Origin of the sequence: Riemerella anatipestifer ATCC 11845 = DSM 15868, from assembly GCF_000252855.1 — a bacterium.
In the GTDB taxonomy this organism is placed as follows: Bacteria; Bacteroidota; Bacteroidia; order Flavobacteriales; family Weeksellaceae; genus Riemerella; species Riemerella anatipestifera.
Genome location: NC_017045.1, coordinates 169,321 through 195,488, shown reverse-complemented (window position 1 = coordinate 195,488; position 26,168 = coordinate 169,321). Strand labels below are relative to the sequence as shown.

At 33.2% G+C, this 26,168-nt stretch carries 22 protein-coding genes; 7 read left to right on the top strand and 15 right to left on the bottom strand.

From position 1 onward, the window contains the following. Window positions 1-38: 38 nt before the first annotated feature. Window positions 39-1,358: a hypothetical protein gene (locus RA0C_RS01115; protein WP_004919290.1), complete on the bottom strand. Its 1,320-nt coding sequence runs from the start codon at window positions 1,356-1,358 to the stop codon at window positions 39-41. Between the two features lie 110 nt (window positions 1,359-1,468). On the opposite strand from RA0C_RS01115, the gene RA0C_RS01110 reads away from it, so the two are divergent. Further along, a complete protein-coding gene (locus tag RA0C_RS01110) occupies window positions 1,469-2,347 on the top strand; it encodes an IS982-like element ISRa1 family transposase (protein WP_004918508.1) in 879 nt (292 codons plus the stop codon). A 200-nt stretch (window positions 2,348-2,547) separates the two neighbouring features. Here RA0C_RS01110 and RA0C_RS01105 read toward each other — a convergent pair whose 3' ends face one another. From RA0C_RS01105 to RA0C_RS01090, 4 genes are all read right to left on the bottom strand, one after another. Next, a complete protein-coding gene (locus tag RA0C_RS01105; protein ID WP_004918061.1) occupies window positions 2,548-5,787 on the bottom strand; it encodes a S41 family peptidase in 3,240 nt (1,079 codons plus the stop codon). 171 nt (window positions 5,788-5,958) lie between these two features. Next, window positions 5,959-8,106 carry a glycoside hydrolase family 97 protein gene (locus RA0C_RS01100; protein WP_013446665.1) on the bottom strand — a complete coding sequence of 716 codons (2,148 nt, stop codon included), beginning with the start codon at window positions 8,104-8,106 and terminating at the stop codon, window positions 5,959-5,961. Window positions 8,107-8,187: 81 nt separating this feature from the next. After that, window positions 8,188-9,780, bottom strand: a complete 1,593-nt coding sequence (locus RA0C_RS01095) for a RagB/SusD family nutrient uptake outer membrane protein (RefSeq protein ID WP_004918056.1) — start codon at window positions 9,778-9,780, stop codon at window positions 8,188-8,190. 32 nt (window positions 9,781-9,812) lie between these two features. Further along, a complete protein-coding gene (locus RA0C_RS01090; RefSeq protein WP_004918055.1) occupies window positions 9,813-12,536 on the bottom strand; it encodes a SusC/RagA family TonB-linked outer membrane protein in 2,724 nt (907 codons plus the stop codon). 271 nt (window positions 12,537-12,807) lie between these two features. On the opposite strand from RA0C_RS01090, the gene dapA reads away from it, so the two are divergent. The 3 genes from dapA (at window position 12,808) to RA0C_RS01075 (ending at window position 15,375) form a co-directional block, all read left to right on the top strand. Further along, on the top strand, window positions 12,808-13,695 hold the full coding sequence (gene dapA, locus RA0C_RS01085) for a 4-hydroxy-tetrahydrodipicolinate synthase (RefSeq protein WP_004918054.1): 888 nt from the start codon (window positions 12,808-12,810) through the stop codon (window positions 13,693-13,695). A 73-nt stretch (window positions 13,696-13,768) separates the two neighbouring features. Then, window positions 13,769-14,677, top strand: a complete 909-nt coding sequence (locus tag RA0C_RS01080; protein ID WP_004918051.1) for a magnesium transporter CorA family protein — start codon at window positions 13,769-13,771, stop codon at window positions 14,675-14,677. Between the two features lie 44 nt (window positions 14,678-14,721). Beyond that, window positions 14,722-15,375 carry a metal-dependent transcriptional regulator gene (locus RA0C_RS01075; RefSeq protein ID WP_004918048.1) on the top strand — a complete coding sequence of 218 codons (654 nt, stop codon included), beginning with the start codon at window positions 14,722-14,724 and terminating at the stop codon, window positions 15,373-15,375. Here the strand turns inward: RA0C_RS01075 and RA0C_RS01070 are convergent. The 8 genes from RA0C_RS01070 to rsmA form a co-directional block, all read right to left on the bottom strand. Beyond that, window positions 15,372-16,058: an SIR2 family NAD-dependent protein deacylase gene (locus RA0C_RS01070; protein WP_004918045.1), complete on the bottom strand. Its 687-nt coding sequence runs from the start codon at window positions 16,056-16,058 to the stop codon at window positions 15,372-15,374. The two genes, RA0C_RS01075 and RA0C_RS01070, sit on opposite strands and share 4 nt — an antisense overlap. 100 nt (window positions 16,059-16,158) lie before the next feature. Continuing rightward, complete coding sequence (locus tag RA0C_RS01065; RefSeq protein WP_004918043.1) at window positions 16,159-17,466, bottom strand: sialidase family protein; 1,308 nt, start codon at window positions 17,464-17,466, stop codon at window positions 16,159-16,161. Between the two features lie 18 nt (window positions 17,467-17,484). Then, complete coding sequence (locus tag RA0C_RS01060) at window positions 17,485-18,051, bottom strand: cysteine hydrolase family protein (protein ID WP_004918041.1); 567 nt, start codon at window positions 18,049-18,051, stop codon at window positions 17,485-17,487. A gap of 29 nt (window positions 18,052-18,080) precedes the next feature. Next, entirely contained in the window at window positions 18,081-18,641 is a 561-nt protein-coding gene (locus tag RA0C_RS01055) for a hypothetical protein (protein ID WP_013446664.1), read from the bottom strand. Between the two features lie 165 nt (window positions 18,642-18,806). Next, complete coding sequence (locus RA0C_RS01050; protein WP_013446663.1) at window positions 18,807-19,301, bottom strand: hypothetical protein; 495 nt, start codon at window positions 19,299-19,301, stop codon at window positions 18,807-18,809. 240 nt (window positions 19,302-19,541) lie between these two features. Beyond that, window positions 19,542-20,000, bottom strand: a complete 459-nt coding sequence (locus tag RA0C_RS01045) for an exodeoxyribonuclease X C-terminal domain-containing protein (RefSeq protein WP_013446662.1) — start codon at window positions 19,998-20,000, stop codon at window positions 19,542-19,544. A gap of 86 nt (window positions 20,001-20,086) precedes the next feature. After that, window positions 20,087-21,436 (bottom strand): magnesium transporter, encoded by a 1,350-nt coding sequence (gene mgtE / locus RA0C_RS01040; RefSeq protein WP_013446661.1) that lies wholly within the window; start codon window positions 21,434-21,436, stop codon window positions 20,087-20,089. Between the two features lie 19 nt (window positions 21,437-21,455). Then, window positions 21,456-22,244: a 16S rRNA (adenine(1518)-N(6)/adenine(1519)-N(6))-dimethyltransferase RsmA gene (rsmA, locus tag RA0C_RS01035; RefSeq protein WP_004918035.1), complete on the bottom strand. Its 789-nt coding sequence runs from the start codon at window positions 22,242-22,244 to the stop codon at window positions 21,456-21,458. A gap of 100 nt (window positions 22,245-22,344) precedes the next feature. On the opposite strand from rsmA, the gene RA0C_RS01030 reads away from it, so the two are divergent. The 3 genes from RA0C_RS01030 (at window position 22,345) to RA0C_RS01020 (ending at window position 24,396) form a co-directional block, all read left to right on the top strand. After that, a complete protein-coding gene (locus RA0C_RS01030; protein ID WP_004918033.1) occupies window positions 22,345-23,244 on the top strand; it encodes a cell division protein FtsX in 900 nt (299 codons plus the stop codon). A gap of 3 nt (window positions 23,245-23,247) precedes the next feature. Next, a complete protein-coding gene (locus RA0C_RS01025; protein WP_004918031.1) occupies window positions 23,248-23,508 on the top strand; it encodes a DUF3098 domain-containing protein in 261 nt (86 codons plus the stop codon). Window positions 23,509-23,583: 75 nt separating this feature from the next. Continuing rightward, the gene (locus RA0C_RS01020) at window positions 23,584-24,396 is read left to right on the top strand and encodes an undecaprenyl-diphosphate phosphatase (RefSeq protein WP_004918028.1); all 813 of its coding nucleotides are present in this window, start codon (window positions 23,584-23,586) and stop codon (window positions 24,394-24,396) included. 39 nt (window positions 24,397-24,435) lie between these two features. On the opposite strand, the gene RA0C_RS01015 is transcribed toward RA0C_RS01020, so the two are convergent. Beyond that, window positions 24,436-25,131, bottom strand: coding sequence for an RsmE family RNA methyltransferase (locus tag RA0C_RS01015; protein ID WP_004918025.1), 696 nt, complete (start codon window positions 25,129-25,131; stop codon window positions 24,436-24,438). A gap of 11 nt (window positions 25,132-25,142) precedes the next feature. After that, window positions 25,143-26,168 (bottom strand): tRNA (adenosine(37)-N6)-threonylcarbamoyltransferase complex transferase subunit TsaD, encoded by a 1,026-nt coding sequence (tsaD, locus tag RA0C_RS01010; protein ID WP_004918024.1) that lies wholly within the window; start codon window positions 26,166-26,168, stop codon window positions 25,143-25,145.

Here is a 26,168-nt window from a genome sequence, read left to right as displayed (position 1 = left end):
TTTTTGTTTTTTTATATTCTAGAATAGGATTCCTTTAATTAAAAAATAAAACCAATACCCATTTCAAATATATTTTTCACAGGATTAGGATCATTTGCAAATTTGTTTAATCTATACTGATAATTGGTTTTAAACACTATATTTTCTTTAGTATTAAAATTGACACCAAATGTCCAAATATTCATATTATTTTCCACCCTAGGCAAAGCATTAAGAAATTTATGAATACTTTGATGAGTATTTAGTCTCTCATATCGAGTAAAAAAACTTAACTTCATTTTATGAGTATCATACAAAAATGTTTCTTTAGCAGGTTTATTACTCTTACCTCCTCTTAGATAAGGTAAAACATCACAACCTAACTCAAATAGGTATCCATAAACTTCCTTCCCTAAAACTTGTCCATTTTGACCACTCTCATTTTTAGTAAGTTCAAATATTTTTTCAGTATCTCCAAGTTGTCCATAAGTTCCAAGTGTTATAAATCTAAAGTTTTTCCAATCATACTTTGCATAAGCCGTTGTTAGATTAATTTTACTATTTACTTTAACCTGTTTGCTGTTGATTTCCACCATCTCCCCTTGACCAGAATTGCCATAGTACCCAGAAGCTGATAATGTTAAATTCTTAATACCAGTGTAGTTTATTTGAAGATTTGTAGAAATAGATTTAGGCATATCAAACCTTATTTCTCTTCCTTGTCTTATCCATGAACCACTTAAATAGTTTTTATTATTTAACCCCTGAGAAAAACCAAGTGCATAGCTCCAATCTTTTGAAATATTACCGTAAAACATAGCTCCAAATTCTATCCAAGTAGATGGTGTAATCAGCCTTTCTACCTCAGAACGGTTTACAGAATAAAACATAATAGGCTCATCATTATTATTAACATAGCCTATAGTTAAAGGATAAAAACCCATACGAGCTTTTAAATAATCTTTAAAAAGATAATCTAAAAAGGCTTCTATTACAATTTCGTGATGAGTTTCTTCTGCTTTATGATGTAAAAACTCAATCTGAAACTCTGAATTCCAAATAAGTTTATCAGTAATACGATAACCAAAAAAAGTTGCAAATCTATAAAGTCCTGAATAATATAACTCTAAATCTCCAACATTGGTATTTACATTATCTTGAATAGGCACATAATTAAACTCTCCAAACCCACTAATAGAGTACCTTTTATCCGAAAAAAAAATCTTAGATGCTGCAAGAGCTAACCCAGGCTGTTGTTGATACTTTAATTTTTCAATGGCTCTCAAAGTATCTGTTTTTTGTACAATAGAGTCTTTTTCTTGTGCATATAAATTTACTACTAATAATAGCATTACTAAAAATATCAATCTTAATTGCATCACTATCTTTATTGTTTTTATTAACCCGTTGTGCATTATGAAATGAAAAAAACAAGAGTTGTTTATTAGACTGAAAATCAGTATATTGTTTTTGCTATAAAACGATATAAATGAACAACTTAGAGCAAATATATGAAAGAATTTTGGAAGTTTTAGGACTTTTTTCAGAAAATCAACTGATTAGTTATCAGAGAAGAACACCTAAAATGAGCGATTTAGAAGTCATAAGTCTTAATATTACTGCTGAATACTTGAGTATTGATAGCGAATTACAGTTATTTAGAAAATTGCCAAACTCTCTGATAAACAAAATTGAAAGAAGTGTTTACAATAAGCGAAAACGAAGACTATCCCTACAAACAGAGCAAATTAGACAGCGTATTTCGATGGAGTTCAATGAGTTTGAAGATATTTTTATCGTTGATAGCATGCCAATGAAAGTTTGTGAAAACGCTCGTTCTACTCGTTCAAAAATTTGTAAAGAGCAATCCTATTCTTCACCAACATATGGTTATTGTGCTTCACAGAAATTATATTTCTATGGCTATAAACTACACGCAGTATGTTCTTTAAATGGTGTGATTAAGAATTTTGATATAAGCCCTGCATCCGTTCACGACATCCACTATTTAAAAGATATTGGTGAGCAAATGCGAAACTGTACTTTAATTGGAGATAGAGGCTATTTATCAGCAAAAGTTCAAATAGATTTATTTAACTATGCTAATATTAAATTAGATACACCAATGAGAAGTAATCAGAAAGATTATATTCCTCAATTTTCATTGTACAAGAAAAAGCGAAAACGAATTGAGACATTTTTCTCTCAACTTTGCGACCAATTTATGATTAAAAGAAACTATGCTAAAACTTTTGAAGGCTTTAAAACAAGGATAATCAGTAAAATAACCGCCGCAACGGTTATTCAATATATCAATAAATTTATCTTCCAAAGAAAATTAAATCATCTAAAAATCAGTATTATTTAAAATGCACAACGAGTTTTTTATTATTTTAAACGGATTACATTTGCGTTTCTCTACCTACAAAACTAAGAAAAAAAACAAATCTCACTTTAATGAACAATACACATTAAAAACAAATGAGCGACAGTAAATATTATCTAAAAAGGTAAAAAAACTATAATAATTTATATCATCCATTTTGTTATATCTATTTAAAAAAATTATTACAAATCTTTCAGTAGTTCTTCTACCGCTCGTTTAAGCTGATTATCCTCGCCTTGATTGGCTTTTTCTTGATCTAAATAAACCTCTACATCTGGCTGAAGTTCAAAGTTTTCTAGATAAGTACCATCTTCTTTTTCATAGCCTACGACAGGAATTCCAAAATTTAATGTTGAATCTTGCAAGGTAACCCAATTAACTGAAGTCATTGTTCCTGGAACTGGTGCTCCTACCAACTTACCCAGTTTTAAGTGCTTATAAACCCACGGCGTACCATGTGCATTAGAATAGTCTGCTTCGTTAATTACCATAATAGAAGGTTTCGTCCAACGGCGGCTAGGCATTACTCCATACTTCTTACCTTGAACTTTCTGAGTAAGGTATTTTTTAGCACTAAAGAAAACCTCTATATCCTCGTGCAAACGCCCACCTCCATTATTTCTAATATCTATTACGACACCTTCTTTATTATTATATTTCCCTAAAACATCAGAATACACCTCACGGAAACTATCATCTCCCATAGAACGAATATGCACATAGCCTAACCTTCCGCCAGACCATTTTTCTACATCTGCGGCTCTTTGCTTAATCCATCTTTGATAAAGGATTTCGTTCCATCTCCACGCATTTATCCCTTTTATTTCTTCGTCCCAGCGTGTTCCATCTTTAGGATTATAAAGAGAAATTAAAATCTTCTTTCCTGCTTTACCTTCCAAATACTGATAATAGTCTACTTTAGATGTAATAGCTTCCCCATCTATCTTTTCAATAATATGCCCTTGCTTAGCTTTAGAACGATAGTTATCAAACGGACTATTCACAGGTATTTCTTCTATCAAAAGCCCATTATCCTGTGGAGTGACAAATACACCTAGCTCCGCCGTAGCCTCTTGACTTAATGACGGAGAACGATACCTAGAACCTGTATGTGATACATTAAGCTCTCCTAAAAGCTCACTAAGCATTTCTGAAAAATCGTAGTTGTTATTGATATACGGAAGATATTTTCGGTATTGCTCTGTGAGTTTTTCCCAATTAACTCCGTGCATATCTTTAACATAAAAACGCTCTTTGAGTTCTCTTTTCACCATATCAAACATAAACTCTCTCTCCTTAGTTAAATCCAACTTCATATCTGCTGAAAAACTAAGGTCTTTTATCTTTTCTGATGGCAATTCTAAAAGTTTAGCTTTTTGTCCACTCAGTAAAAATATTTTCTTACCATCTTTACTTGCATCTAAATAAGCCGACGAACCATTGAGTTTAGACAATAGTTTTGTTGACCTTTCTCTTAAATCGTGTACCCATAAATCAAACCCTTTTTCAAAAGAAGCTAGATAATAGAGTTTCTTTCCGTCCTTACTAATAATGGCATCGCCAAGCTCCGAAGAATTTGGTGTAAGTCTTACCACTCGTTCGGATAGATTCTCCCATTCTATATTGATATCTTTAGATTTTTTATCTTTCTTAGGCGTTTCTTTTTTATCGTCTTTGCCATCTTTAGCATCTTCCGTTTCGGATTTCTTTTCATTCTTTTCAGCCTCAGTTAAAAGTTCGTATTCCTCTTTGTTCATACGGTATTTGTCGTAGGCTTCTCTATTGAGAAACACGATCATTTGGTCGCTCATAGAACCCCAAGAAGCATGATTACGCATTCCGTAGCGTTCAGATTTCCAAATAATAGCATTACCATCTAACGCCCAACGAGGATTGGTATCAAAATAACCAGAGTCTGTAATATTCACAATCTCCTTACCACCTTCTGTACTTATGATACCTATATCAGAATAAGGTACCCTATCCCTCGCAATATACTGTACTACAAGCCATTTCCCATCAGGTGACCACTCGTAATTGATATATCCATTTCTCTCTGTTTGATACTTAGGGTCTGTAATTTTTCTGATTTTTTTAGTTTCAAAATTGTAAATAGCAATATGCGTTCGGTTCTGAACAAAAGCTACCTCTTTACCATCAGGCGAATATTGAGGATACATTTTCTCTGAATTATCACTAGGAATGAGTTTTTCTTCGGTAATTAGAGTTGCATTAGAAAAGTTAGGATCTTCTTTTCTTTGAATACTTGCTTTGTACAAATCCCAATATCCATCTCTATAACTGGCATAAACAAGACTTCTCCCATCTGCTGAAAAACTTACACCTTGCTCTGCAGCTGCCGTTTTAGTGATTTGTTTAGTTGTATTATAGTCGGTAGAATTTACAAAAACTTCTCCTCTGATTACCATTGCTATCTGCTTACCGTCTGGAGAAACCGAAGATGAAGTTGCCCCCGAACTGAATGCCATAAATTTACTCTGCTGATTAGAAACATCACTAATGATATTTACATTTACCTTCTGAGGTTTGCCCATCGGTTTGGATAAATAAATTTCGCCATCATAACTGTAAGCTATATAGCCGTTATTCGCTACAGATAAATAACGTACTGGAAAATCTTTATGAAAAGTAACCTGTTCTATCTTAGAAGGCTGTGCAACAGAAGTTTTAAACACATTAAAATTACCCGCTCTTTCACTAAGGAAATATAAAGTTTTCCCGTCTGAACTCAATACAGGATTTCGGTCTTCTCCCTTCCAATTGATAATTTGAGTGTGCTTTTTAGACTTAAAATCGTATCTCCATATATCTCTCGTAACGGAAGAGGTATGATGTTTACGCCACTGATTTTCGTTGCCTTTAATATTTTCATAATACATCGCCTCTCCGTTGGAAGTCAAGCTAATAGACTTAGTAGAAGAGTTGAAAATTCGCTTTGGCTGTCCTCCATCAATAGAAATTTGATATAACTGTATGGAAGCCGATGGAAAAATAACATTCTGAGGGCTATTTTGGAGATTAGCCGAATAGATAATATTTTTCCCATCTTTAGAGAAAGCTAATGGCAATGCTGCCTGAGAATGGAAGGTAACTTGCTTTGCCTCTCCACCTTGAGAAGGCATAATAAAAATTCGTTGAAACCCATTTTCTCTATCACTACTAAACGCAATAAATTTCCCATCAGGTGACCATACAGGGTCTGAATCGTAAGCTGGATGTGTAGTAAGCCTTACTGCAGAACCACCCTCCGTAGAGACTGCATAAATGTCTCCCATATAGGTAAACGCAATTTTTTTTCCATCAGGAGAAATGGCAATATTTCTCAACCACAAAGGCGAATTGTTCCCAAAAGCACTAGTCCAAACCAGTAGCAATAGTAAAGCAAAATTTAACTTTCTCATCGTTTTTTATAATAAATTCTTAGTTAATCAGTAGAAAGTGAACTCTCTCTAAAGCCCTCATTCTCCAAAAGTACAAAAAATATATAAATCAGACTACCCCTTTTAAAATCAGTATAAAACAAAAGACTGCCTCAAAAAAGACAGTCTTTAAAATTGAATAAATCTTTAAATTTATTTCACTGGTTTAATAGAAATGGCATATCCTCCACTCCTTACCATTTTAACAGGAATTTTAGACTTACTAGTTACTACTTTTTTGTAAATATGATACGATTGTGGATTATTAACATAATCAGCATCTTTACCATCTTCGTAGATAGTTGCTTCATATTTTCTACCTTTATCAAGGAATGATAAATCTACCACAAAATCTCTAGCATTTTCGTCTGTGATACCACCCACAAACCACTCTTCTTTTCCTTTAGCCTTTCTAGCAGTATGAATGTAATCTCCCGGTTCTGCAGCCAAGATTTTAGTATCGTCCCAATCCACAGCAACATCTTTGATAAACTGGAAGGCCTCTAGGTGCTTCTCATAGTTTTCTGGTAAATCTGCAGCCATCTGTAAAGGCGAATACATCACAACATAAAGCCCTAACTGTTTTGCTAAAGTGGTTTTAACAAATCTAGTATCATTAGGGAAATAATAGTTCATTTTAGTTTGGAAAATACCTGGCGTATAGTCCATTGGACCACCCATAAATCTCGTAAACGGCAATATGGTTTGGTGTTCTGGCGGATTACCTCCAAAAACTTCGTATTCAGTACCTCTAGCAGCTTCAGCTGCTACCCAGTTAGGGTAAGTTCTATTAAGTCCAGAAGGTCTTACAGACTCGTGAGAGTTAACCATAATTTTGTAATTCGCAGCTTTTTCTGCGATACGGTTGTAATGGTTAATCATCCATTGGCTATAATGATGTTCGCCTCTAGGAATAATATTGCCCACATAACCACTTTTAACAGCAGTATATCCGTATTTATTCATTAGTTTAAATGCCTCATCTGCCCACCTTTCGTAGTTAGTTGCTGCTCCCGATGTTTCGTGATGCATCATTAGACGAATTCCTTTTTTATGAGCATAATCGTTAAGCATTTTTATATCAAAATCAGGATATGGCGTAACGAAATCAAAAACAAATTCCTTTGATTTACCAAACCAGTCTTCCCAACCAATGTTCCAACCTTCAATTAACAATGCATCAAAACCGTGTTTAGAGGCAAAGTCTATATAGTTTTTTACCTTTTCGTTATTAGCAGCGTGTTTTCCGTTAGGTGTTAGTTTCGTGAAATCGGTTTCTCCTATTTTTACATTGTCTGCCGTAGAGTACGCCCACTGAGATTTACCTATAATCATTTCCCACCATACGCCCATATATTTAGTAGGTTTAATCCAAGAAGTATCCTTGTATTTGGTAGGTTCATTAAGGTTGAATAACATTTTAGAAGCTAAAACTTCCTCTGCCTTTGGTGAGGCAATAATGGTTCTCCAAGGTGTAACCGCAGAAGTTTGAACATAACCTTTTGCTCCTTGTGCATCAGGTGTAAGATGAATTGTAAATTTGTAATCTTTAGCACTAACATCTAGGTTAGACGCAGGGTAATCTATCACAGCAGCTTCTGCCAAGTTAATATAGAGCGGTTTCTTACCTTCCCTTTTAAGCATTAACGGTGTCTGAACTCCGTTTTTGATAGGACTTTGCGAAACATTGTCTTCCACAGCAGCAGCCCATTTAGCAGGTATTTCGGAAACATTACTCGTCTGATAAACATACTCTTGCGTATCATAATCTCCAGCCAACCACCACGCCTTCATATCCATAGGGAAATCAAACTCGGTAAGCTCTTCTTTTATGATAAAATAGTTGAGATTTTCTTGTTGTGGAAATTCATAACGGAAACCTAAACCATCGTTAAAAAGCCTGAATTTAACAACGATATTCTTATTCTGTTCCTTTTGATTTAAAGTAATCGCAAGTTCATTATAATGATTTTTATAGAACTTTTTTTCACCTAGAACAGGTTGCCAGTCTTCATTTTTAGAATCTCTTTTTTCATCTATCTTTACAAAGCCAGAACTCAAGTTTAAGCTCTCTTGATTGCTGATGTCTTTATAGTTATAAGTTGATTTCTTAAAAACTTCAAAACCTAATTTTGACGGCTCTAATACAGGATTACCTTCATAACTAAGGCTATAATACGGAACTCCGTTCTCTAGTTTGAAATTCATTTCAAACTTGCCATCAGGCGATTTTAGGCTCTGTGCAGACAAGACTCCGAAAGAAAGTCCTAAGAATGCTATGGTGATATTTCTTTTCTTCATAACTGATATTTATATAGTTGAATTAAACGGCAAAAGTGTTGTTTTAGGCAACACTTTTGCTATATTTAGGTTATAATTATACTAGTAACCAGGGTTTTGAACCAAGTTAGGGTTAGCTATTATATCCTTTGCAGGAATTGGATAAAGATTTCTAGTATCGCTTACTGCAGCACCACCTTTAACACCACCTTTCCAAGGCCATAGATAAGCACCAGAAGTAAATTTACCGAAACGAATTAAATCGGTTCTTCTTGTACCTTCCCAAGCTAACTCTCTAGCTCTTTCGTCTAAGATGAAGTCTAAAGTTAATTGTGATGCAGTAATATTTCCATTAGTATTGCCATAGGCTCTTTCTCTAATTTTATTTACATAAGTAAGAGCTTTGCTAAGGTCTCCAGAACCTCCTCTCAATACTGCTTCTGCATACATAAGATAAGCATCTCCTAAACGGAATAGAGGGAAATCTGTATCTGTAAAAGTTCCTGAAACATCAGAACCTGCTTTACCTGCTCTATCTATATTTTTAAACTTAATGAACGCATAGCCATCTGTAAATGATGCTATATCATTAATTTCATAATTCTGCCCATTGGTGAAAAATCTACCTCTTTTGTCTATATCTCCTAAAGCATTCGGGAATTTTTCTACTAAATTTTTAGTAGCTCTAAGTCCTCCCCAACCACCGTTGATACCAAAATTAGAAGCCGTCATCTTTCCTCCTACAGCAGCATGAATAAGATATGTTGTACCTCCATAAGTACGAGAGCTAATACCATCGTAATTGATAGAAAATACTACCTCATTATTATCCAAATGATTATCTGCTAAAAAAAGTTCCTCGTAATTTCCTTTTAAGCTATACCCTGCCGTTGCTACCTTTTCTGCATAATCAGCTGCTTCTGTATATCTTTTTTCTCCTGTATAAACTTCTGCATTAAGGTAAAGTTTAGCAAGCAGCATCCATACAGCAGCTTTATCTGCTCTCCCGTATTCGTTAGCTCTTGGCGCTTTTAATAATCCTTCTAAGTCTTTTAATTCTTTTTCTACATATTGGAATAAAGCTTTCCTTTCTATTCTCGCAGGAGGTGTTAAACCTATTTCTGTATTTTCATTTACAAAAGGAACATTACCAAATAAATCTATGGCGTGTGCATAACTCAGTGCTCTTAAAAAACGAGCTTCATTTCTGAAAAGTCTAGCTTCTTCAGCCTGAACTCCTGTAATACCACGAGACGATAGTTTATCGTCAGACATTTCTCTAATAAATTCACTGGTAAGTGTTACTTGATACATAACACGATAATACATTGCTGTAACAAACTGGTTATCAGAACCCCATTTCATAGTATTCATTTCTGGTAAATTGGGATCTCTCCATGCTATCACCGCTTCGTCAGTAGGTAGCTCTTGTAGTTGGAAATACTGTCTTAAGTAGTTAGACATACCATTATCAATACCTTTAATATCAGCCTTACCATCACCACCTTCTTGTCCATTTATTGCTAATCCTGCGTAACACTTTGCTAGTACATTTTTGTAATTAGCAAAATCTGAGTAAACGCTTACAGAAGTAACATCACTACTATGCACTTGATCTAAATCTCTTTCACACGAAGTAAGAGAGAAATTAAATGCTAAAGCAGCTATTCCTATTTTTAAATATTTTAAGTTCATTATTTTAAATTTTTAACTTGTATCACTTTTAATTAAAACTGAAGGTTGAAACCTAATGAATACACACGAGGTCTTTGGTAGAAATTGTTATCAATACCATTGAAAACTTCTGGATCTACCCCGCTATACTTGGTAATCACAAAAACATTGTTTACAGAGGCATTCACTCTCAGTCTTGCATTTCCTATAAACTGAGGGAAATTATAACCTATGTTGATATTATCCATTCTTAGGAATGAAGCATCTTCTACATAATAATCTGAAAAATATTGAGATGTCGTAAATCCTGTATTAAGATAGTCTCTTGTAAGATTTTGAAGATAGCCATTGGTACCTATGTTTTGTAGATTTCCGTATCTAGCATTAGCATTGTTATAAACATAGTTGCCTAAACTTGCTCTAAGTGCAAATCCCATATCCCAATTTTTATAAGTCATTCTAGATGTAAATGCAAACAAGGCTTTTGGCATAGACGATTGGTATTCATACAAATCTTGCTCGTTTATAATGCCATCTCCGTTTCTATCTACATAATCGCCTTCTATTGGTCTTCCACTAGCATCATATTTCTGCTGATAAACATAGAAAGAATTTGGTTTATAACCTACAGAATGTGTTTGTATCAAACCACCTGTAATGCCTGATATACCACCTACAAGCACTCTTTGACCAGCTCCTTCATTAGCTGCTAAATTGGTAATTTTAGCATCTTGGAATGTTGCATTAGCAGAAATATCCCAAGAGAAATTTTCGTTTTGAATAGCCTTCCACAATGCACCAATTTCAAGCCCTTTAGATTCCATATTTCCTATGTTTGATAAAAGTAAATTGGTAAAGTTAGCACCTCCTGGGGTTGGAGCCTCACTTAGTAAATCTACTGTATATCTCTTGTAAGCATCTACATTAAATAGTAATCTATCTTTCAAAACACCAAAGTCTAATCCTATATTGGTAGTTCTTGTAGTTTCCCATCTAATGTTTGGGTCATAGCCTTCTGGACGATAAAGAGTGTAAGGTACACCTCCAAAAAGATAATTAGCTCCAGAGTTAGAGATACTATATACTGCCAAATAAGGATAATCGCCTGAAATATCCTGTTGACCTGTTACCCCCCAACCTCCTCTCAGTTTAAAAGTAGAGATTGTAGTGTTACCTTTAAGGAAGTTCTCTTGATCAATTCTCCAAGCTAATGATACGGATGGAAAATAGCCCCATCTATTATTACTATTAAACCTAGAAGAACCATCTCTACGCACAGAAGCCGTTAGTAAGTATCTATTTTTAAATGTATAATTTAATCTAGTATAGTAAGAAAGTAATAAGTTTTGCGTAAAGAAATCTACACCACTCGCAGGGTCTTTAGTTCCATCTCCGTAGATTGTAGGTGCAAAAGGTTTAGTTTCATTCCATTTTTGGTAAGAATACCCCGCCATTACATCAATATCAGAGTCTATAGAAGGTAGTTTTTTGGAATAATTTAAATAAAATTCTAAAAGCCTATTTTTCTTTTCCTGTTCATAGTTTCTGTTCGTTCCTTTTTGGAAGTATGATGATGCTAATGTAGGTAAAGTAGTAACTGTTCCGTTAGAGTTAGATAGGTCTAGACCTAAATTTAAGTTAGCTCTGAGCTCTGGTAAGAAATGAAATTTATAGTCAAACTGAACATTCCCCAAGAGTCTTTTTACATAAGAAACATCTCTCCTTTGATAGAGCATAGAAAGAGGGTTTCTCGTTGCATTTTGGTTAGGTATTCCATTGTCCATCCATTCCCAATAACCGCCCATCGCCTGATTAGAAGCATCATAAATGTTTTGTGTTGGATCAAACGCAATAGCCGCATTGATGGCCTCTCCATCAGTAAACCTATTTTCTACATAAGTCCCTTTTAAGTTAAAATTAATATCCAAATGATTATTAAATAATTTTGGATTTAAGTTTAAACCTGCGGTGCTTCTTTCTATATTATTAGTTCTAATAATACCATCTTGGTTAAGGTATCCTAAAGATAGTCTAAATGGCACTTTACCAATCCCTCCAGATAACGTTAAATTATTATCAAAGCCTGTCGCTAATTGATAAAAAGCTTCTTGCCAGTTGGTATTTGCATTACCTAATTTAGAAATATAATCCGCCGATGCTTTATCCTTTACTAAAGTTCTGAATTCGTTAGCATCCATCATATTCACCGTTCCAAATCTTTGAGAAACAGATGTTGTGGAATTATAGCCTACTCTAAGTTTTCCTCTAGTTCCTTTCTTAGTGGTAATGATGATAACCCCATTAGAAGCTCTATTACCATAGATAGCTGCTGCAGAAGCGTCTTTAAGAATGTTAAAAGACTCTATATCATTAGGGTTAATAAGGGCTAGTGGATTAGCCGCTCCATCAATACCTTTGGTATCTAATGGCATTCCGTCTATAACGATAAGTGGGTCATTAGATGCATTAAGAGACGCTCCACTTCTTACTCTAATTGTAGAGCCACTACCAGGAGCACCGCCATTAGTTGTAATCTGTACACCTGCCGCTTTACCTTGAATAAGCTGTTCTGGAGAAGATAACATACCATCATTAAAATCTTTAGAAGAAATAGATGTTACAGACCCTGTAAGATCTGATTTTTTCTTCTTTCCGTAACCTATAAGCACTACCTCATCTATACTTTTGGTTTTGGCAGAATCTACCTTTTGTGCTTGTAGCATTGCCCCTGCCAACAGAAAAGCGGGTGCAACCTTTAGTACTGAATAGTTTTTCATTGTATTTTATTAAAAATCAATATTATAAAAAAATTAACATTTATTTAACTCAATAAAATTGAGGTGGCTAAGTTACAATATATTTATGAAATAATTAACTACTCTGAGTAATATCATAAATTACAGAGTAACAAAACAAATTTCATCTCTCGAACACAGAAAAAGCAGGCTTTATTTATAACTCCAGGATAGTACAAAACGAAATAATCTTCTGTTTATATCAAAAAAAAACTTAATTTTGGTCTTCTAAATTTTAGAATAAGAAACGGAAATGAAAAATTTATCAGGTCTAGGGGTTGCTTTAGTAACTCCTTTTAACGAAGATTTATCCATCGATTTTGATGCTCTTACAAAGCTCATAGAATATAATATAACTAACGGAACAGATTTTTTTGTAGTTCTTGGTACAACTGCAGAAACGGCTACCCTTTCTAAGGAAGAAAAAGAAGCTGCTATACAACACATTGTTAAAATTAACAATAAAAGACTTCCTTTAGTTCTAGGTATTGGAGGCAACAATACTTTAGCCGTAAAAAAAGAAATAGAACAAACTAATCTTGATGATTTTGAGGCTATTTTATCAGTTTCTCCTTACTATAATAAACCTAACCAAGAAGGGCTTTATCAGCATTATAAGGCTTTGGCAGAAACAGGTAAAAACATCATTATCTATAATGTACCTGGAAGAACGGGGCAAAACATAGAAGCTGAAACTACACTACGATTGGCTAAGGAGTTCCCTAACCTATTTATGATAAAAGAAGCAGCTCCTAACCTTACGCAGTACTTTGATATTTTAAGAAAAAAAACTGCAAATTTCTCACTAATGTCTGGTGATGACGAGTACACTCTTCCTGTAACACTTGCAGGAGGTGATGGTGTAATTTCCGTAATTGGACAAGCTTACCCTAAAGAATTTTCAGAAATGATAAAACTCGCAAAAGACGAGAAAGTTAAAGAAGCTTATGCTATCCATAATCAATTGGTAGAAATTACACGCCTTATTTTTGCTGAGGGTAATCCTGTTGGTATCAAAGCTGTTTTAGCACATAAAGGCATTATTAAAAATCACCTTAGATTACCTTTAGTTAAAGCCTCAGAAAGTCTACAACAAAAAATAAATTCAGAGGTTGACAGACTAAACTCTGTTTTTAAATAATTGATAGAATATCAAATAATCTAACTAGAGCTATCCTCTTTAGGGTAGCTTTTATACCATTAAAAACTCTATAATGCCTATAGATACTATTTTTGAAAGCGACCTCTGTAAATGGATTGATGTTACCGCTCCTACCAAAGAAGATTTAGACTCCCTACATCATCAGTTTCATATCAATAAGTTACATTTAGATGATACTGTAGACCCAAGTCATCTTCCTAAATTTGAAGAAGTAGAAGGCGTAAAATTTTTCTTAACTAGAGAAAATGTAGAACTTCAAAGAAAAAACTTAAATGGCATCAATGATGTAAGTACTAAATTAGGCATATTTATCATAGAAAAAATAATTATCACTATACATAGAACTGATAATAAGAGTATTCTAGAAATTAAAGAAGACCTTAACAAAAATCCTGATAAATACAAGAAGTATTCTCCAGATAAGTTAGCTCTAATCTTAGGACTCAAGATAATGAAATCCTTTGATGACGAAAGCAAAAAACTTATAGAGATTATTGACAAGTTAGAGACTGAGATTTTTATGCAAAATAGCCCTCAGCTCAACCCTATAAAAAAACTCTACAAAATTAAAAGAAAGGCAGGGCTTAATGCTAGAGTACTTAACATGTCTTCGGATTGGATAGGTGCTTTTAAAAAACTTAATCTAAAAGACATTGAAATAGCAGACCTTGTAGATAAACAAAAAGATGTGATGTCTGATTTTGACCACATTAGCGCTCAGATTACCAACCTCATATCAGTATACATTGCCCTATCTGACCAAAAAGCCAACCAAGTAATGAAACTATTGGCAATGTACTCGGTCTATTTTTTACCAATTACCTTTATCGCTGGGCTTTACGGAATGAATTTTGAATTTATGCCAGAGCTTCATCAGAAATATGGTTATTACGCTACTTTGGGAGTGATGCTCATTATTGTTATAGCTACTTTTATTTATTTTAAAAAGAAAAAGTATTAACATCGCTATCGTTCCAAACAGAAAAATATTTTATTTTTGTGTCTATGAACTCTCTTACAGAAGAAAATTATCTAAAGGCTTTATTTCATCTAAAAACTGATAACAACGAAGTTACAGTAAACGAACTCAGCAAGTTTTTGAACATCAAAATGCCGAGCGTTAATAGTATGATGAAAAAATTTGCTCAAAAGAACTGGGTAATTACCGAAAGCTATAAACCCATCATTCTCACCGAAATTGGGCAAAAAGAGGCCGCTTTAGTGATTAGAAAACATAGGCTTACAGAGATGTTTTTGGTAGAAAAAATGGGCTTTGGTTGGGAAAATGTACACAAAATAGCCGAGGAACTAGAACATATACACTCCGAAGAGTTTTTTGATAAAATGGACGAGCTTCTCAATTATCCTAAAGTAGATCCTCACGGAGAACCTATCCCTGACAAAGAGGGCAATATCATAGAGCAAAATCTAAAGAAACTCAGCGAATGTACCGAAGGCTCTAAGGTAACACTAGCTGCTGTAACTGTAGATACCAAAGATTTCCTTAGCTTTTTGAATGATAAACAACTCAATTTAGGAAGCCAACTTACAGTAAACAAAAAAGAAAAATTTGACGCTTCTATGATGGTAACCGTAAATGGTATTTCTCACACCTTCAGTAAAGTAGTTTGTGATGCTCTTTTAGTAAAGCTAGATTAAAACTCAGCCAAGAGTATTTCTTTTAATTTTATCATACCTTCCGTAGCCGAAGTGGCGAAGCAAGTAGCCTTTTTTATATAATGTTCGGGAATCTGAGGGTCAATGAGAAACAACTCGCAATGTTGTGGAATATAATGCACCAAAGATGCCGCAGGATAAACTTGTAACGAAGTTCCTATCACTAAAAATAAATCTGCCGAAGTTGCTATATCTATGGCTTTTTCCATTTCAGGTACAGCCTCACCAAACCATACAATATGAGGTCTAAGCTGAACGCCTTTTTCATTGTTGTCTCCTAGATTAAGGTCGGTTTCCCAATTTATAATCTCACTTTCAGAGTTTATAGGTCTCGCCTTTTTAAGTTCTCCGTGAAGATGAATAATATGAGAAGACCCCGCTCTTTCGTGTAAATCATCTACATTTTGAGTAATGATAATTACTTCGTAGTACTTTTCTAATTCTGCTAAAATGCTATGAGCCAAATTTGGTTTAACCTCAGCTAATTGCCTCCTTCTAAGATTATAAAAATCTAAAACCAATTGCGGATTTCTTGCAAACCCTTCTGGACTCGCCACATCTTCTATACGGTGGTTTTCCCACAGCCCATTAGAATCTCTAAATGTTTTAATGCCGCTTTCAGCAGAAATACCCGCCCCAGAAAGCACTACTAATCTTTTTTTCATGAGATAATGTTTATAGTGAAATTACTATTTCTCCAAACACAAACTATAAAAAAACAGTTTAATTTATACACATTAAATGCTAATCTGAGAATATATAAAATTATTTTAAAAATTTTCTATTTATTTTACCATTTGTTAGTGCATAAACGCAGTTATTTGAATATCCCAATTTTTGAATATTTTCATCTGCAGTAAAATCTAAAGACCAAGTATTTCCTCCGTCTTTAGTAAGAAATATTTGATTATCTGATGAGACATAACCTATTGATTCATTTATGAAAACCATAGAGATATTTCTTTGAGCATTTGGAATATCACTAATTAGATTCCATGATGCTCCACCATCTAATGATTTAAACATTTTAACCTTTGGATTAGCATCAAAAGTATAAAGTGAACAGTATCCTACCCTATCATTAACAAAATAAATATTGTTTACCATACTTTTAGGATAAGCGGTAAATAAGTAACTATGCCAATTTTCGTTATTACCGTTACAATAAAAAATTAGACCTGTTTCAATTGCCTGATCATACCCAATTGTCCAAATATTTTGATAATCTAATTTAAATGGAGCTCTCTGAATATCAATCTTTGTAGAGCCTGAGTTATAGACTTTAACAAAGTTTTCACCATCCGATGTTTTATAAACATTCCTATTTGTCGTAACTAATAAGCCCGTTCTCATATCATTTTCAACAAATACAGTAGCGAATTTTTCAGATGTTCTTGAATCTGTAGTAAAAAAAATATTTAAAGATAATGGGCTTCCTCCCTTAGGGACTTTACCAAGACCAAAACCACTATCCGCAAATCCTTCATCATTATCAGTAGCATGAAAATCGCTTAAGAAACTAGAGTTATACCATACTTTCCAAGTAATCCCATCGTCAGGTGAACTGTAGGTTCTCTTTGAAACATTATAATATATTTTTCCATTATTTTTTATCTGTATCCCTCTAATATAATCATTATCAGAAATAAATATTGCAGACTCTGTAGAGGTCCAGTTTCCAATACTCTTATTAATAACAGCAATATTTTTGTTATAATCATTTGTAATGTTATTGACGACATTTCGATTTTCAAAAATAAATTTTAATGTTGGAATGGACCTAGCTACATTTGGAACTTTAATAGTAATTTGTCTAGAGTCTTTGCTTACATTAAGTATTTCAGAATACACATCATCAAATAATATTTTACACTTTTCTTTTATAGGAAAGTTTTCTCCATAAATAATCACTTCCTCCCCCGAATATGCATAGTTCTTAGAATAAGAAGTTATAATAACATCCTTTACCTCTTCTAGTAATTGTGATTCATTTGTAATTTCGTCATTTCTTGAACAAGACACCAGTATTATTAGTATCAATACTAACTTAAAATTTAAAACTTTTTTTGCCATATATACACTTTAATTCTTTTAAATCTCTTTAAATAATTTTTCAGAATTCCAAACGGTTGCAAATTCCTCATTCAGATTTGCAAGCGTTGTTTGATGGATTAACTCTGAATCGTATTTCTCCCCATTAACTCCAACCCTATCAAATGTTGCCGTAGCGTCCGAAATAAGATAAGTTTCATAGCCATAATTTCCAGACATTCTAGTTGTTGTAGAAACGCAATGGTTGGTAGTTATTCCCACAATTACCAATGTGTTAATATTTAAACTATCAATTTGCTCTTTTAATGTAGTTCCAATGAATGCACTATTTACATTTTTAGTAATGATAGTCTCAGAATCATTTGGGATAACATACTCACTAAATTCAAATCCTGCGTTTGTGATATGAAGTTTTGATTTAGGATTATCAGAACTATGCCTTATATGGAAGATTGGTAAATTTAGTTCTCTCCATTTTTTCAAAATTTTACCACAAATTTCTTCGGCATTTTTATTATTACGATTTCCACCCCAATAATCTTCTTCAAGAAAAGCCTTTTGAACATCAATTAAAACTAATGCTGGATTTTTTTCTCTTAATTTCATTTTAACCATTTTTTAGAATTGCTACTAATTTACTCTTTTTTTATAAGAGGACTATATCCTTCTGAAAAGAAATTTTTAGTATTTGTATTGTATAAATATTTATCCGTGAGTTGTAAATAAGATAGCCTTTCAAAATCAATATTTCTTAAATACAAAGTATCATTAGAAATTTTGCACTTACCGTTCCAATGATGAAAAGTATGAGGCGAGTATTCTGTAATTTGGAATGTTTGATTTTCAAATAATGTTATTTTAGTTTTCTCTTCAGCACCTATGAAATATGCTCCCGTACCAATAAAATATGTTGATACTTCTTCTCTATTTTTTGAGTGGCAATTATTAAATATATTGAACAAAACTCCAGTCATACCAAACAGGCAAATAAGCTTTAAAGTTCTGAGTTTTTTTCTTCGCTTTTGATAGAAATATAAAATCAAACCATTAACTAATATTAAGCAAACTACAAATGGAATTATTATAATATCATAAACTGATTCTACGTAATCTCCATAATACTTTGTTAGCTTAAATAGTATTAACAGAAGAAAAACCAATGTCAAATATTTTAATATTTCCTTAATGATTTTCATCTTTATTTTTTATGAGCAATATTACAACCTTCACAAATATTTTTCCCGTATCACTAATTTAACAAAAAAAGTAATGCGGAAAAGTAGAAGCAACTAAATATTACCAAACTTTCATCTAAACACTTTATTCCGTCTTTTGAAAATACTATATTATTTGCAGTATTATCAGAATTCTAATTTGTCATTTTTGCAATACCATTTTGGATCACAACTAGAAATTTCGCAACCTCTAAAATGATACTTACTTTTATTTTTCTTCATAAATTTTCTAGTTGTTAAACCATAAAAAATTGGAATAACATTTTGTTTTGACTTGCAAATTGGACAAATTCCATCTTTATTTTCGCTAAATCTACAGTATTTTGTCAAGCAGAAATTTTGAGTTGTAATTCCATTTACATTTACTTTAAATTGATTATTAGAATAATTATTATTATAAATTATAGATAGAATATAATTTCCATTTTTAATATTTTGAAATTCATACTTTCCATCAATTTCAGTATGAGAAAAATATTCTTTTTCAGTTTCAATATTTTTCAATTTGAGATTAAAAACTCTATTTTCTATGTTTATTGAGTCTTTTATAAATCCATTTAACGATTGAGACTTAATAAGTGTGAAAATAAAGAATAAAATTAAATTTTGGATTTTTTTCATCTTTAATCTTTAACACAATGTTAATTAAATATTGCAGGTAACGGCGAGGTATTACCGTCAGGTGGGAGCTTTTGAAAAACGAAACTTTCAATAAAGCACCGAACTGAGCAAAACCTTTTCATTTGACCAATCTATTTATTTTTTAACCAAATGGAAAAGGTTTTTGCGATTTTTTTATCAATTATTTCAAATTATGCACTAAGCCTCTCTCGGGGCAATACTTTGTTAGCAGAAGTTTTTTTAATCAATCATTTCTGACATATATTGTACTTCTTTATAATCAAAAGCCCAACTTTGATTTAATAACCATTCGCAATACTGTCTATCTGACTTAAGTATATCATTTACTGATTCTCCTTTATATTTTCCGAAACTAAAGAATAATATATCATTTCCGTTATTCAGTCTTTCAAGTTCATTATAAATATGTAATGCTGAACTCCTCCAACCTTCATATCTTGAAGAATTTATTAGCCATATGCAATATTCTTTGTCTTCTAGCCATACATCTTTCACTTTTTTTCCTTTATATTTTCCAAAGTTGAAAATTATGTTTCTACTGTTAGACTTATTGTAGTTGGATTTTGAATAACTTTTTAAGTTATTTTTATGAACAATTTTTCTCGGAAATAATGTTCGAAATATTGCGGATAGAATCATTTCAAATATTTTGAAAAAAAAAGTTATTATCGTTCCCATAAAAAATTAACTATTTTTATTTTATTATGATGTTGTTTGAATTTGAAAATATGTCCAGTTTTGGAATAAAATTACGGACAACACCTCTAAATATGCAACATTAGTTTTGCTATGGTAAAGTAAATCAAAACCCCTAAAATATCGTTAGAAGTTGTAATAAATGGACCTGTGGCTATTGCTGGGTCTATTTTATTTTTATTAAGGAGAATAGGCACTATAGTCCCAATAACAGCTGCCACCAAAATAACCGCTAACAGCGAAACCGAAATAGCAATAGACACCATCATATCGTGCCTATTGACAAGCAAATTAAATGATAAAATAATCACAGATAAAATAACTCCTGATGCTGCGGAAACACTCACCTCCTTTATCAAGGTTTTAATAGTATCTGTTCCTAGAGTATTATTAGCTAAACCTTGTACAATAATCGCTGATGCCTGCACCCCAATATTACCTGCCGTTGCGGCTATTAGAGGCACAAAAAACATAAGAGCAGGTATCTTTTGTAGGGCATCTTGGTTTCCTTGTAGTACCTGCGAACCTATTAAACCACCTACCATACCTATAAAAAGCCAAGGTAAGCGTGCTTTTGTAAGCGAAAAAATAGTATCCGTAGAGTCTACATCTAAGGATATACCCGACGCTAACTGATAGTCTTTCTCTGCTTCTTCGGTTATGAAATCAATAACATCATCTATCGTAATACGCCCTACCAAGTTGCCTCTAGCATCAACCACAGGAACCTCAAAAAGGTCGTACTTCTGCATAAATCTTGCTACCTCTTCAGCCGTATCCGTATCCATCACCGAACGGATTTTAGGATTATACACCTCCGAAACTTTAGTAGAAGAAGTGGTTGTAAGTAGTTTTTTTAAACTTAAAAGCCCTAGCAGTTTATCATTATCATCTACTACATAGATAGAATACACCTCATCTAAATCTTCGGCTTGCTTTCTCATCTCTTTGACCGCCGAAATAATGGTTAAGTTCTGATTAACTTTTACCATTTCCGTTGCCATAAGACCTCCAGCCTCATCTTCATCATACCTAAGTAAGTCCACGATACTTTGGGCGTGTTCCTCGTCATCTAACCTTTGGATAATTTCGGTCTGCTGATGTTCTGGAAGTTCAGAGATAATATCCGCCGCATCGTCAGAATCTATCTCATTGATAATTTCATCTGCAATCTCTTGCGAAGAGAGCCCTTTCATAAAGCTCTTTCGCTCGTCTTCATCTATCTCTAAGAGTACTTCTGCAGATTTCTCATTACTCATTAAATCGTAGAGAAAATGCTGTTCTTCCTCCTCTAAATCTTCAAATATAGAAGCAATGTCTGGTGCTTCCATTTCGGAAAGCATCAGAGCTACCTCTTTAGCATTTTTCTCCTTGATGAGATTTTTTATCAGTTCTCTAAGAGCAATGGTTTCAGTCAAAATAGTCTTTATTTAAATGTTAAACGGCTGATGATTTTAGTGCATTTTTCCACTCAATAGTAAAGATGATAAAATCTTCTACACTAAGTTCTTCCGCTCGCAAAGTTAAAAAATTATGCGTTAATAAAGCTTCGGGAATATTAAGTCCTTTAAGAGCGTTACTTAATTTTTTTCGTCTTTGGTTAAAACCTGCTTTTACAATTTGTTTAAATAAAACTTCGTTGCCTTCTAGACCTTTTTTAGGATTTCTGGTAAGCCTGATAACTCCAGATTTCACTTTAGGTGGTGGCGTAAAAACATTTTCGCTAACGGTAAAAAGATACTTTACATCATAATACGCCTGAACCATTACCGACAGAATCCCATAACTTTTAGTGCGAGGTTCTGCAGAAGTTCTTTCAGCGACTTCTTTTTGGAACATTCCCACCATTTCTGGTATTTGGGCGTAATTATCTATTATTTTAAATAAAATCTGTGATGAAATATTGTATGGAAAATTCCCTATAACAGAAACCTGCTCCGAATTGAAAATTTCGGTCAAATTAGCTTTTAAAAAATCACCAACAAAGTGTTTTTCTTCTAATTTGGGGTAATGTTCTTTAAGGTAAGCAATAGACTCTACATCTATCTCTGCCACAAATATTTCTGAATTTTTATTAAGAAGATATTTGGTTAAAACTCCCATACCTGGACCTACTTCTAAGACAAAATCCTGAACATCAACCTCTAAAGCTTCTACAATTTTAGATGCTATGTTTTCGTCGTTAAGAAAATGTTGCCCGAGGTGTTTTTTAGCTTTTACTGTCAAAATGAAATGATTTTTTTATGATTTTATTAACAATGATTTTAGTCTTATTGGGAGCAAATTTCGGAAGATTTTTTCTATTTTAGCCGAAAAATTTCATTTAATGGCTAATACAGTAGACGATTTTAACAAAAGAAGGCTGAGATCCAGCAATATCACGGTAGTTATTAGTATAGCATTAGTTTTGTTTTTGGTAGGGCTTTTCGGTCTTATTCTTATCAATGCTCAAAAATATTCAGACTATATTAAAGAACAACTTGTAGTAAACGCCTTTTTCTCCGAAAACTACGATGCTAAAGATTCTCTAAAAATAGCGAAACAAGAACAAGAAGCTATAAAGACCATACAAGCACTTCCGTTTGTTAAAAAAACTACTTTTATCTCAAGACAACAAGCGTCTAAAGAAGCTAAAAAAAGTATGGGTATAGATGCTGACGCTCTTTTTGAAGAAAACATATTCCCGTCTTCAGTAGAGGTTTCTCTAAAGCCAAATTTCGTAAGCCCTGAGGAAATACAAGGTGTAGTTAAAGAATTAGAAAAAGTAGATGGCATTGTAGAAGTAAAAAATAACAGCGACCTAATGATTGAGGTTTACAATAACCTTAACAGAATCCTCACTTGGATATTAGCATTTTCTTTGGTATTTTTAATTTTAGCAATCGTACTGATTAACAACTCTATTAGACTAAAAATATTTTCTAAAAGATTCATTATTAAGACTATGCAACTTGTGGGTGCTAAGCGTCGTTTTATCCTTAAACCGTTCATCATAGAAGCCGTTATTTTAGGGCTCATTGGTGCTGTTATTGGGCTTTTAGCACTATTTGGAGTTTGGTATTATTTTACTAATCAAATAGGAACTCCGTTTGTACAAGATACTAATCAGTACATACAATTGGTTTTAGCGGTTTTTGGAGTTGGAGTCCTTATCACTGTTCTAAGCACTATTTTTGCAACTTGGAGGTTCCTTAGAACTAATATTGATGATTTATACTATTCTTAAACTATGGCAGAACAAAATAAAACAAACGAAAATAGTTTTTATTTCAAAAAAGACAATTATAAGTGGATGCTTATAGGCTTGGTGTGTATTGTTTTAGGATTTATTCTTATGATGGGGTCTGGAGCTAACACAACGCCCGATGGTAAATTTGACCCAAACTACTGGAATGAGGATATTTTTTCTATCAGAAGAATACGCATTGCTCCACTATTGGTAATTACAGGATTTGTGATACAAGTCTATGCTATTTTGAAAAGAAAATAATCATTTTTTATAATACAGAAATTAAAGTCAATTGTTCTATAACGCAATTGACTTTTGCTTTAAACTTTTTAAGTCATGAATTTTTTAGAAGCTATTATTATTGCTATTATTGAAGGTTTAACGGAATACCTACCTGTTTCCTCTACCGCACATATGATTTTCACAAGTTCTATATTTGGGATACAAGAAGACGAATTTGTTAAAATGTTTCAAGTATCCATACAATTAGGTGCTATCCTTGCTGTGGTATTTTTATATTGGAAAAAGTTTTTCAACTTTCAGAATTTCAACTTTTATATCAAACTTGGTTTTGCCGTAGTTCCAGCATTGGTTTTAGGTTATCTATTTGATGATATGATAGAATCTGTCTTAGGAAACCCTATTCCCATCGCCGTAGTTTTAGTTTTAGGTGGCGTGGTTCTTCTATTTATTGATAAAGTATTTAAAACACCTGAAATACATACAGAAAAAGAAATCAGTATAAAAAAAGCTGTTACCATAGGTTTTTGGCAATGTTTAGCTATGATGCCTGGTACTAGCCGAAGTGCAGCTTCTATTATTGGAGGTATGCAACAAAAACTTTCTAGAGAAGCTGCTGCCGAGTTTTCTTTCTTTCTAGCCGTACCTACTATGCTTGCTGTTACGGTATATTCTATTTTTGTAAAAAAGTGGGAATATTTAGGTGTAGAACAAAAAGGCTACGAAATGCTTACACACGGTGATAATTTAAAGTTGTTTTTAGCGGGTAATTTAGTCGCTTTTGTAGTTGCTGTGATAGCTATTAAGTTTTTTATAGGCGTGATAAAAAAATACGGTTTTAAACCTTGGGGTTGGTATAGAATTATTGTAGGAATAGCATTACTCATCTATTTCACAGTTGTAAAATAAATCTAAAAAAGAGAATCAAAAATATTGATTCTCTTTTTTTTATAACATTTTATGATAGTTCCACGCAGCAACGAAGACTCCTGCTGTTTCCGTTCTTAATCTTTGGTTGCCTAATGATATCGCTTGTACACCTTTTTCTAGTAATAATTCTATCTCTGATAGACTAAAATCGCCTTCGGGACCAATTAAAAAACAAACTTTATCAACTAAAGGAATTTCGGATAATGATACTCGCTTAAATGCTTTATCACAATGAGCTACAAAAGTATTTTCGGCAGTTTGAGTTTGCATAAAGCTAGTGAATTTCTGTAAATCATTAACCTTTGGAAAATGATACCTTAAACTCTGTTTAGATGCTGCTATGATTTTTTTCTGAATTTTATCTATATTGAGATGTTTGCGTTCGGACTTCTCCGTTAATAAAAACGAAATTTCGGAAATACCCATTTCGGTAGCTTTTTCTACAAAAAACTCTGTACGGTCTATATTTTTGGTAGGAGCTATTGCAATATGCAAATAAGGCGAAAATGGAGGCGTCTTCGTTTGGATTTCTAAAATATTTAACTCTACTTTTTTCCCTTCAAGTATGAGGTTGCCTTTTGCCACATTCCCTTTACCATCGGTTACATAAAGCATCTCCCCTTCCTTCATCCTCAAAACCTTTGATATATGATGTTGTTCATCACTATCAATTATTACTTTATCATTTAAAATTTCTCCAAAAAATAATTTCATATCAAAAGGTTTTACTTTGCATTTAACTCATATCTTGCGGTAGCCGTTGTAGAAAGGTTGGCAAACTCTCCTCTTTCGTATTTTAGTTGGGCTACCATTGCTATCATTGCGGCATTATCCGTAGTGTATTCAAATTTAGGAATATAGATATTCCAACCTAACTTTAGTTCGTTTTCTCTCATAGCCCGTCTCAAGGCAGAGTTAGCCGAAACGCCACCAGCTATCGCTATTTCTTTAATGCCTAAATCACTAGCCGCTTTCTCTAGTTTCGTCATCAATATTTCAATAATATTTTTCTGAACAGATGCACACAAATCATCTATATTTTCAGCAATAAATTGAGGATTTTTCTTTAATTCTTTTTGTATAAAGTACAGCACCGAAGTTTTAATTCCGCTAAAAGAATAGTCGTAGCCCTCTAATTTAGGCTTATTAAATGCAAATGCATCAGGATTTCCATTTTGAGATTTCTTATCTATGATAGGTCCAGCAGGATAATCTAAATCAAATATTTTTCCTATCTTATCAAATGCTTCTCCTGCAGCATCGTCTATAGTTTTCCCAATAATTTCCATATCAAAATAGTCTTTAACCAAGACAATCATCGTATGCCCACCACTCACCGTGAGGCATAAAAAAGGAAATTTGGGCGGATTAGGATTGGCATCTTCTATAAAATGAGCCAAAATATGAGCCTGAAGGTGATTAACCTCTATCAGTGGAACTTCCAAACTCATCGCTAAAGACTTCGCAAAGGAAGTCCCTACTAGTAAAGAGCCTAAAAGTCCAGGACCTCTCGTAAAACCTATGGCACAAATCTCATTTTGTTGTATATTTGCTTTTTGTATAGATTGCTCTACCACAGGAATGATATTTTGCTGATGTGCCCTAGAGGCTAGCTCTGGCACTACGCCACCATATTCATTATGAATAGCTTGAGTGGCAGCTACATTGGAAAGAATTTTTCTACCAGAAATAATAGCTGCGGAAGTATCATCACAAGAGGATTCTATACCTAAGATAATAGATTGTTTCAT